The sequence below is a fragment of the Streptomyces spinoverrucosus genome (assembly GCF_006539505.1).
GTDB classification, from domain to species: Bacteria; Actinomycetota; Actinomycetes; order Streptomycetales; family Streptomycetaceae; genus Streptomyces; species Streptomyces spinoverrucosus.
Genome location: NZ_BJND01000052.1, coordinates 63766 through 71544 on the forward strand (window position 1 = coordinate 63766; position 7779 = coordinate 71544).

The window sequence follows — 7779 nt, forward strand, 5'->3', positions numbered from 1 at the left end:
CATCGTGATTACGCTGGCAGGAGACGAAAGGCATGGTTCCAAGACTCGGGACTGGGAAATTGAGAATCCTGGGCTGGAAAGGATCGCTCGCTCAATTGCGGACCTTGACGGGCAGCGGCTCACAGAGATTTCCGTAACGGAAGACGAGCCCTTCCGATACCTGTCGATCGCAGGCGGTCCGGATCTCTATCTGGTTACGGGAGAGTCAGCCGATGGGGAGATTCTTCAGCTGAGGGATCCTGAGGCTGGCTCGGAGCAAGTTCAGCTCGTTTGCGGTGGCCAGATGGGGGTGTTTGAGCGATCCGCACTCGTTACTCAGGCCCAAGCCATTGATGCTGTCTCGGATTTCCTGAGCGGTTTCCCTGAAGGCTTCGGGGACGCCTGGTCTGTCGAATAGAGAACGTCGCCACGCCTCTGTGGAGTCTGGTGCAGGGCGAGTTCGAACACAGTGTCCAGCCAGTGGCCTTGTGCGGTGGTGAGAACTGGCGGGCTTCGTCGGCGGTGAGGGATTCGAGGCGTCGGGGCCGTGAGGTGACGGTGGGACGTAGCGGGCGAGGTTGCGCGGCATCTCCTCCTCGCGTACGGCGTGCTCCAGGGCGGACTTGAGTACAGAGTGGACGTAGGTCAGCGTCAGCGGAGAGGGCAGCTTGCGGCAGCACCGGCCCAGCCCACTGCCCAGCATCGAGGCCGGTCGTGCCGGCGTCGATGCCGCGCGAGCACCACTGACGGGAAGTGCGCAACTGGTTGAGCCAGGTGCGCGGGGTGTTCTCGCGAAGCTGATGGACGGCGCGTTCTCCGGCCAGTGCGCCAGGTATGTAGCCTCGTTGCCCTGCGCGGAGGGCAGGGGAGGCCGCGGTTGCTGGCGGTGATCTTCTCGGTCGGCTTTGCCAGAGCTGGTCGACCACGCCCACCGGGCCCGGCCTTTGGCTTGGCGGCCGCTTCCGAGAGGTCATCCGGCGGGCTCTGTGCGCGCGTCGGCACCCGGGGCCGAGCTGCCGTCCCGGACGCCTGGGCCTGGTGCCTGGCGGGGGCCGTGACGATGGCAACAACTGGGCTGGTGCCGGTGCGGGGTTGAGGGGCCCGTCCCTGCCGGGGCTGACGATGATGGGAGCCTCGATCGGTCATGTCCGGCAGGGGCGGGAGTCGGTAGGTCAGTGTGGTGCGGCGCCTGGCGGCGGGGCCTGTCACGTCTGGCGCCAGGTCCGCCAGGGCCGGGTGATGATCTCCCGGTAGGTGTGGTGGGACGGGTTCTGGCCGCAGTGCCGCAGCACCCAGTCCTGCGGTTCGGCGAAGTCCTCGCTCGTCGGTGAGGTCTCTCCGTCCACGGCGCACTGCATCGCGTACAGCACCGGCTCCGCGTCCGGCTCGCGGTCGGGTTGGAGAGTCCAGGTCTCGTAGCGCAGGACCGAGCGAGGGGTCACCGTCCCCACCTCCGGTTGGCCACGGCCACCTTGGCGCTCAACTCCTCGGCCGGCGTCGGCGCACGTACTCCTCGGGCGGCACGTCCCACTCCCTGCCACCGCGCGGCGGCCGAAGCTGCACGTGCGGCCCCACATGGCCCATCACCACGCCCACCTTCCCGTTTCGCCGGTCGACCACCACGGCGCCCACACCAGGCGAGGCGGCGTGACGGCCCGCGTCACGATTGCGGGCCGTCATCCTGACCATCCCGACAAGGCGGTCGTCCGCGACCGGGCATCCAGTCGCAGGGCGGGAACATATGGGGCGGCGCTCTTTTGCACGTTGACGCTCCTCGGCGGCGTGAATCCGTGCCCCGGGCGTATCGGTGCCGCAGGGTCGGCACCGATCGTCACGCCGGTCACCGGGACGGAGGAACCTCCACCAAACCCCGCTTCGGGACGTCCTGCACCGTATAGAACGTCCCTGGTGCCGTCCTGAGACGAAGGGGGAGACTCGTGCCGAACGAGAGACTACGAGCCGTCATGGCGGCGGGAGGCTGGACGTACGCCACCCTCGCCCAGGAGGTCGAGGTCGACCCCAAGTCGGTCGAGCGCTGGGTGAATCTTGGGCGTATCCCACGCCGTGTCACCAGCCCTGCAGGCGGCCAAGGCCCTGGGAGAAGACGTGCACGCACTCTGGCCGGCACTCCGTCAGGCCCGCCCCGCCCGCGCTGTCAGCCCCGAACTGGTGGCGCTCTACGAGCAGCGGGCCGACATCCCCGTCTCGACGTTCACCGACCTGATGGCCCAGGCCCGGGAACGGATCGACATCCTCGTCTACGCGGCCGTCTTCCTCCACGAGGCTTACCCGCGGCTGAACGAACTCCTCACCGAACGCGCCGCCGAAGGCTGCACCGTCCGCATCGCGATCGGGGACGCCGACAGCGACACCGTCCAAGCCCGCGGCCAGGAAGAGCGGTTCGGCCATGGCATCGAATCTCGCTGCCGCCTGGCGCTCATGCACTACCGGCCGCTCGCTGGCACCCCTGGCATCGAAGTCCGCACCCACAGCACCACGCTGTACAACTCCCTCTACCGGGCCGACGACCAGCAACTCGTCAACGCCCACGTCTGGGGCGTCAACGCCTACGCCGCCCCCGTGTGGCATCTTCGCCGACAGGAGGAGGGCGGGATGTTCGACACCTACGCCGAGAGCTTCGACGCCGTGTGGGCGACGGCGACGCCCGTACAACAGGAAGGCTGACCGTGGCCCGCACCGAGTACTACGACGACCCCAGCGCGCCCAAGCCGAACAGCATGGTCGTCGCCGCCTCCGCCGTCGTCACCGACGACCACGGCCGTATCCTCCTTCAGCGCCGCCGCGACAACGACCTGTGGGCCCTGCCCGGCGGTGGCATGGACCTCACCGACTCCCTGCCGGGCACGGCCGTCCGCGAAGTGAAGGAAGAGACCGGCCTCGACGTCGAAATCACCGGCCTGGTCGGCACCTACACCGACCCGAAACACATCATCGCCTACACCGACGGCGAGGTCCGCCGCCAGTTCAACGTCTGCTTCACCGCCCGCATCACCGGCGGCCGACTGGCAATCTCCGACGAGTCCACCGAACTCCGGTTCGTGCCGCCCGAAGAGATCGAGCAGTTGCCGATGCACCACACCCAACGGCTCAGGCTCCAGCACTTCCTGGAACAGCGCGAGAAGCCGTACCTGGGCTGAACCGGCTGACGGCAGTAGCTGACGGCAACAACCCCGCACAACCACGGACACCCACGCACCAGCTCAGGCGCCCGCGCCGCGCCCGCGTCGCTTCGCATCACGCGGGTAGGTGACGGCAGCTGGGGAGCGTGCTTGGCGACGGCGCGGGTGGTGATGGCCTTCGACGCGCGGGCGGAGGCGGCGGCCAGTTCGTCGGCGCCCGGTTCGAGGTACCAGGGGCGCAGGTCGAGCATGGCGGCGCGCATGCCGGTGGCGAAGCACAGTACGGTGCCCTTGGGCAGGGCTCGGATCGCGTCGGCCGGCAGGATCCGCTCCTGCCGCATCGACACGGAGGTCGACTTGCCGGATTCGGACATCGAGGTGGAGGTGGTCTCCACGTCGTGGTCGCCGATCAGCCGGGACAGCTTGTCGGCGAAGTCCGGGTCGTCGATGCCGGAGCCGATGACCTTCACCGTGGAGGCGGACCACATGGCGTCCATGCCGGCATCTCCCCAGACCTTCTGGCCCTGGCGGTAGGACTGGAGGATCGTGATGGGGATGATGCCGCGGGAGCCGAGGTGGGAGTACAGGTCGGGAAGGTCGCTGATTTTGCAGACGTTGGCGGCCTCGTCGAGGATCGCCAGCATAGGCGGGTCAAGCCGACCGCCGGCGCGCTCGGCCTGGGCGGTCGCGGCCCGCATCACCGAGTCCGCACATGCGGCGATCAACGCTGACGCTCCGCCGCCGCCGTCCTTCTACAGCAGGTAGAGGGTGTCGGAGGAGCGGACGAACTCCGACGGCCGGAACTCGGGGACATCCTTCTGCGGGGTCACCCAGGCGGCGATCTCGGAGTTGAGCAGGGCGGCGGCGTACTGGCGGGCGGTTTCGTAGATGCCGTCGCGGGTTTCGGGCGGGCCTTCGACGGTGCCCTTGAGCTGGGCGGCGACTGCGGTGAAGCCGTGGTCGCGGGGGATGTCCAGCGGGGTACGGTCGGCAGGGAAGGCCAGCCACTGCATGACGTCAGTGATGGGCCGCTCGTCGAGCACGGCGGCCAGGAGCAACTGGCTGAGGATGTTGCTTCCGGCCTTGGACCAGAAGTCGCCCTGCTGCGAGGCGTCGACGCTCGCGGCGAGGAAGTGACCGGCCAACCGGCCAGCGCCTTCAAGGGTCTTGGCGTCAGCGAGGGGGTTCCACCACATCTCGCGGGCGGCGTGCGCGATCTGCTGCGGGTCCATCGACCACGTTCGGCCGACCTTCGCGCGGGCGTCCAGGGTGGCGGTGTAGGCGTCGCCTGCCGCCTTGTTTGAGGTCAGCAGCACCGGGCCCGGTGCGTTGAGGATCGAGGGGATCGCGAGGGAGGTGGTCTTACCGGATCGGGGGCCATGATGGCGACGGCGACGTCCTCATACCCCATGCGGACTTCGTGCTTGGTGCCCTGGAGGTTGCCGAGGAGGATGCCGGTGTCACGGGCGTCGATGTGCTTGGCCGTCTTCAGACTCGGGCGCAGGCTGCGGGCCTTTTCGATGATCGCCTTGGCCATCAGCGGCTCGATGTCCTTCGGCTTGGCCATCCCGGTGATCTTCTTCTTCCGGCCGCCGCTGCTGCCCTTGTGGCGGGCCCACAAAACACCGGCCACGCTGCCCAGCGCCACCAGGACGGCGTCCGGCTTCCGCGGTCTGCCTTATCGGCCCCTGGCGGTTGTGGTCCGGGCAGTGGCCGGGGTCGGCGGTGCCGCCGGTGGGGCGGCGGTGGGCGCGATCCGGCCCGAGGGGTGCTGGAGCGCGACGTCGATGCCCTGGGCGGTGAGCTGCCGACCCGCTTCGCGTACGGCGCGGGCCTGCTCGAAGGTGTCGTTGCCCGTCAGGCGGTAGATGCCGGTCGGTTCGTCGTGGCCGAAGCCGGTGCGGATCAGAACGGCCGAGGCGGTGTCGCTGACGTCTATGGCGGCGAGGCTGCCGTCGGACTGCCAGGTCAGGACGATCCGGTCCGGCTGGGAGGGATGGACGGTTGCGGCTGCGTTGTAGCGGGCCTGGGCGAGCGCTGCGTCGTAGCGTGCCAGCAGGTCGCCGACGATCAGTTCGGCGCTGAGGAAGGGGTCGTCGCTCAGGGTGATGCCGTTCGGTTCCGGTACGCCGCAGTACGCCTCGTCGGGGAGGCTGCTGGGGGCGACGGCGGCGATGAGGAAGCCGTCCCGTTCGTCGTGCCGGTCGAGGATGGCGAGCTGGGCGCCGTCCTTGCGGGTCAGGACGGCCGCGTTAAGCAGCGGGTGCGCGGCGAGAGACTCGGCGACGAGGTCCATGTCCCAGACGCGGTCGGTGAGTTCGGTGAGGTCGTCCTTGTGCTCAGGTGAGTGGTAGGCGCTGGCCCAGGTGTCGGGCAGTTCGCCGGCGAGGACGTCGGCGAAGGAGGCAAGGCGCTCTCTGTCAACGTGGTCGTGCATGGTTTCCTTGGGTGGGATCAAGGGGAGCGGTGGAGCCGGGCAACGGCCGGGGCGGTATCGGCACTGTGCGCGCCGGCGGTGGGCAGGGGCAGATGGCCGACCCTTCCCGTTCGGTGGTGGGGACTTCTTGGTTGCAGGTGCTGCGGCTGGGGTGCGGGGTGTGCCGGTCGGCGAGCGCGTCCTGGGTGTGGGCGAGGTCGGTCTGGATGATGTGGAGACGCTCGTCGGCGAGGTAGCACAGACGGCGGGCGATGTGCGGTCGGCCGCGCCGCCGAGGCCGTCCTGGACCTCGGTTCTCGCGACGAGTACCTCCCTGATGGCGGGGAGGATGAGTGCGTTCGTTGACGCGGGGGATCACCGGTCGCTCCGGGCGTCGGAGCTGTGCACAAGCTGGTTCAAGCCGGTGGTGGTGTACCAGCCGCAGTCGGTCACTTCTTCCGTGGCGGGGAACTTCGGCAGCAGGTAGTCGCTCAGCGCCCGCATGTAGATGATGCAGTCCGGGCAGCGGCGGGAGAGGTGGACCAGGTACCGGGGGTGGGCTGTGATGTAGGTCTGCTGGCCGCCGTCCGGGTCCCGCAGGCGCCAGCCGTCCTCGTCGGTCGGGGTGTGCCAGGAGGGGGCTACCACGTGCATGGCATCGCCCCACAGGTCGCCGCCGGCCACACCCTTGAGAACGACGACCTGATCGCCGGGCTGGAAGTGCTGGTGGGTGATGTCCCGGTCGGGTGTGAGCGGGTCGGGTGTCGGCTTGAGCGCCGGGGTGTTCGGAGGGGTCCAGGACGGCGGGAGCATGTGGGTCCTTCCACGCGGACGGGGTGGCGGTGGGAGGAACAATGGTCCGGAGGACTGCCGGTTTGGCTAACCGGCGATCGTCGCCTATATTCCGCCGGTCTCAGCGGAAGGGGTTCTCCGTCCCGCGGTCCGCCTCGGTGGCTGCGTCGAGGAGTTCGAGCAGGTCAGCGCCGTCTGCATCTGGCTGGTCGATCCACCATCCGGCCCGGGTGATAGTGCGGGCCTTCTCCTCCAGCTGGGCCCAGTCCGCCTCGTCCCAGGTGCCTTCGACGACGAGCGCGGTGTGCGCGTCCGTCATCAGCTGGTGACGGCAGCGCTCACCCCAGTCCAGGGCCCGCTGCGGGCCCTCCAGCGGCGGCATGTCGAACTGGGCAGCCCACTCGGCCGCCGCCTGCTGCTCCGGTAGCTGTCAGTGGCCCGGTTGACCGCGATGCCGGGGATGTAGAGGAGTTCCTGGCCATGACCGACCAGCAACTCGATCAACAGGGCAGGTTCACCGCCCGTCATGTCCATCGCCCACGTCACGCGGTCTCCGCCAGCGATGTCCAGGACATCCCGGATCAGTTCCAGCAACTCGGGCTCATCGTTGGCCACCCGCCGCGACAGCAGCGTGCCGCCCTCAGCATCCAGGACCAGACAGTGGTGGTGGCTCTTGCCGCAGTCGGTCCCCGCCCATATCCGGCTCATCCTGCTCCATCAGGTCGTACTTGCCTGGCGTACCACGGACGACCTCGCCGACATGGCTCTACGCAGCGACCTTCTCGCACTTCCCAATCGGCGGCCGAGTCGTCGTGGGGAGACAGGCGGCCAAGCAATCTGAGCCACAAGCGGCAGCCCACTACAAGCCACACCCGCCTTCCCTGGGTGCCCCCACCTTACGAACGGGAGGACCAACCCGGAGAAAAGGTAGAGCCTGCTACCTCGCCTACGCACCGCTCGGCACCACGGTCGAGCGCCTGGTCCGCGTCGCCGGAACACGTTGGGCCATCGAGGAAGTCTTCCAGGCCGCCAAGAACGAGTGCGGCCTTGACCAGTACGAAGTCCGCCGCTACACCGGTTGGATGCGGCACGTCACCCTGGCCATGCTGGCGCACGCCTTCCTGGCGGTCATGGCCGCCGACGCTGCAGCAAAAGGGGCAGCAGAAACGGTTCCTGCCTCGCGCCCCTCACCGTGGCAGAAGTTCGGCGGCTCCTGGCAACTGGCCTCCCACCCGCCACACGCGCTCATCAGTCCCTCACCAGGGCACGCGCACTGAGATGGTCAAACTGGCGCAGACAACGCCAAGCCATCTCCCGCCGCTGTCACTATCAGCGGCGGCTGCACACGATCGAGGGGCGGTCCGGGAAAGAGAACACGGGCCAGAACACAGCCCACTACACTCACCCAGACCGCCCCTGAACAGGGAAAACGTCAAAGTGCTGCTGGAGTAC

At 68.5% G+C, this 7779-nt stretch carries 5 protein-coding genes and 7 pseudogenes; 4 read left to right on the top strand and 8 right to left on the bottom strand.

Annotated features, from left to right (window positions below; genetic code table 11):
- The first annotated feature begins 4 nt into the window (after nt 1-4).
- A complete protein-coding gene (locus SSP24_RS43080; protein ID WP_167529745.1) occupies nt 5-397 on the top strand; it encodes a hypothetical protein in 393 nt (130 codons plus the stop codon).
- Here the strand turns inward: SSP24_RS43080 and SSP24_RS45645 are convergent.
- The 3 genes and pseudogenes from SSP24_RS45645 to SSP24_RS44420 form a co-directional block, all read right to left on the bottom strand.
- Nucleotides 397-912: pseudogene (locus SSP24_RS45645) on the bottom strand (site-specific integrase); the annotation flags it as partial. The gene SSP24_RS43080 and the pseudogene SSP24_RS45645 sit on opposite strands and share 1 nt — an antisense overlap.
- A 272-nt stretch (nt 913-1184) precedes the next feature.
- Nucleotides 1185-1430 (bottom strand): DUF7848 domain-containing protein, encoded by a 246-nt coding sequence (locus tag SSP24_RS30365; RefSeq protein ID WP_004000830.1) that lies wholly within the window; start codon nt 1428-1430, stop codon nt 1185-1187.
- Nucleotides 1418-1668: pseudogene (locus SSP24_RS44420) on the bottom strand (hypothetical protein). Before SSP24_RS44420 ends, SSP24_RS30365 begins: the two are co-directional and overlap by 13 nt.
- A gap of 275 nt (nt 1669-1943) precedes the next feature.
- Between SSP24_RS44420 and SSP24_RS30375 the strand changes: the two are divergent.
- A pseudogene (locus tag SSP24_RS30375) lies at nt 1944-2664 on the top strand (XRE family transcriptional regulator).
- Nucleotides 2665-2666: 2 nt separating this feature from the next.
- Entirely contained in the window at nt 2667-3137 is a 471-nt protein-coding gene (locus tag SSP24_RS30380; protein WP_141313178.1) for an NUDIX domain-containing protein, read from the top strand.
- Nucleotides 3138-3256: 119 nt separating this feature from the next.
- Here SSP24_RS30380 and SSP24_RS30385 read toward each other — a convergent pair.
- The 5 genes and pseudogenes from SSP24_RS30385 to SSP24_RS30405 form a co-directional block, all read right to left on the bottom strand.
- Nucleotides 3257-4782 (bottom strand): annotated as a pseudogene (locus tag SSP24_RS30385) (type IV secretory system conjugative DNA transfer family protein); the annotation flags it as partial.
- Nucleotides 4783-4797: 15 nt separating this feature from the next.
- Nucleotides 4798-5556: a hypothetical protein gene (locus SSP24_RS30390; protein WP_141313179.1), complete on the bottom strand. Its 759-nt coding sequence runs from the start codon at nt 5554-5556 to the stop codon at nt 4798-4800.
- A gap of 354 nt (nt 5557-5910) precedes the next feature.
- Nucleotides 5911-6348, bottom strand: coding sequence for a hypothetical protein (locus tag SSP24_RS30395; RefSeq protein ID WP_141313180.1), 438 nt, complete (start codon nt 6346-6348; stop codon nt 5911-5913).
- A gap of 100 nt (nt 6349-6448) precedes the next feature.
- Nucleotides 6449-6748: pseudogene (locus tag SSP24_RS30400) on the bottom strand (hypothetical protein); the annotation flags it as partial.
- A pseudogene (locus tag SSP24_RS30405) lies at nt 6748-7035 on the bottom strand (IS110 family transposase); the annotation flags it as partial. The pseudogenes SSP24_RS30405 and SSP24_RS30400, both read right to left, overlap by 1 nt.
- Before the next feature lie 224 nt (nt 7036-7259).
- Here SSP24_RS30405 and SSP24_RS30410 point away from each other — a divergent pair.
- A pseudogene (locus SSP24_RS30410) lies at nt 7260-7604 on the top strand (IS701 family transposase); the annotation flags it as partial.
- Nucleotides 7605-7779 lie beyond the last annotated feature (175 nt).

What these genes read in the sequence shown, in the direction of transcription:
- SSP24_RS30390 (WP_141313179.1), bottom strand. Translation starts at nt 5,556, where the DNA reads ATGCACGACCACGTTGACAGAGAGCGCCTTGCCTCCTTCGCCGACGTC.
- SSP24_RS30395 (WP_141313180.1), bottom strand. Translation starts at nt 6,348, where the DNA reads ATGCTCCCGCCGTCCTGGACCCCTCCGAACACCCCGGCGCTCAAGCCG.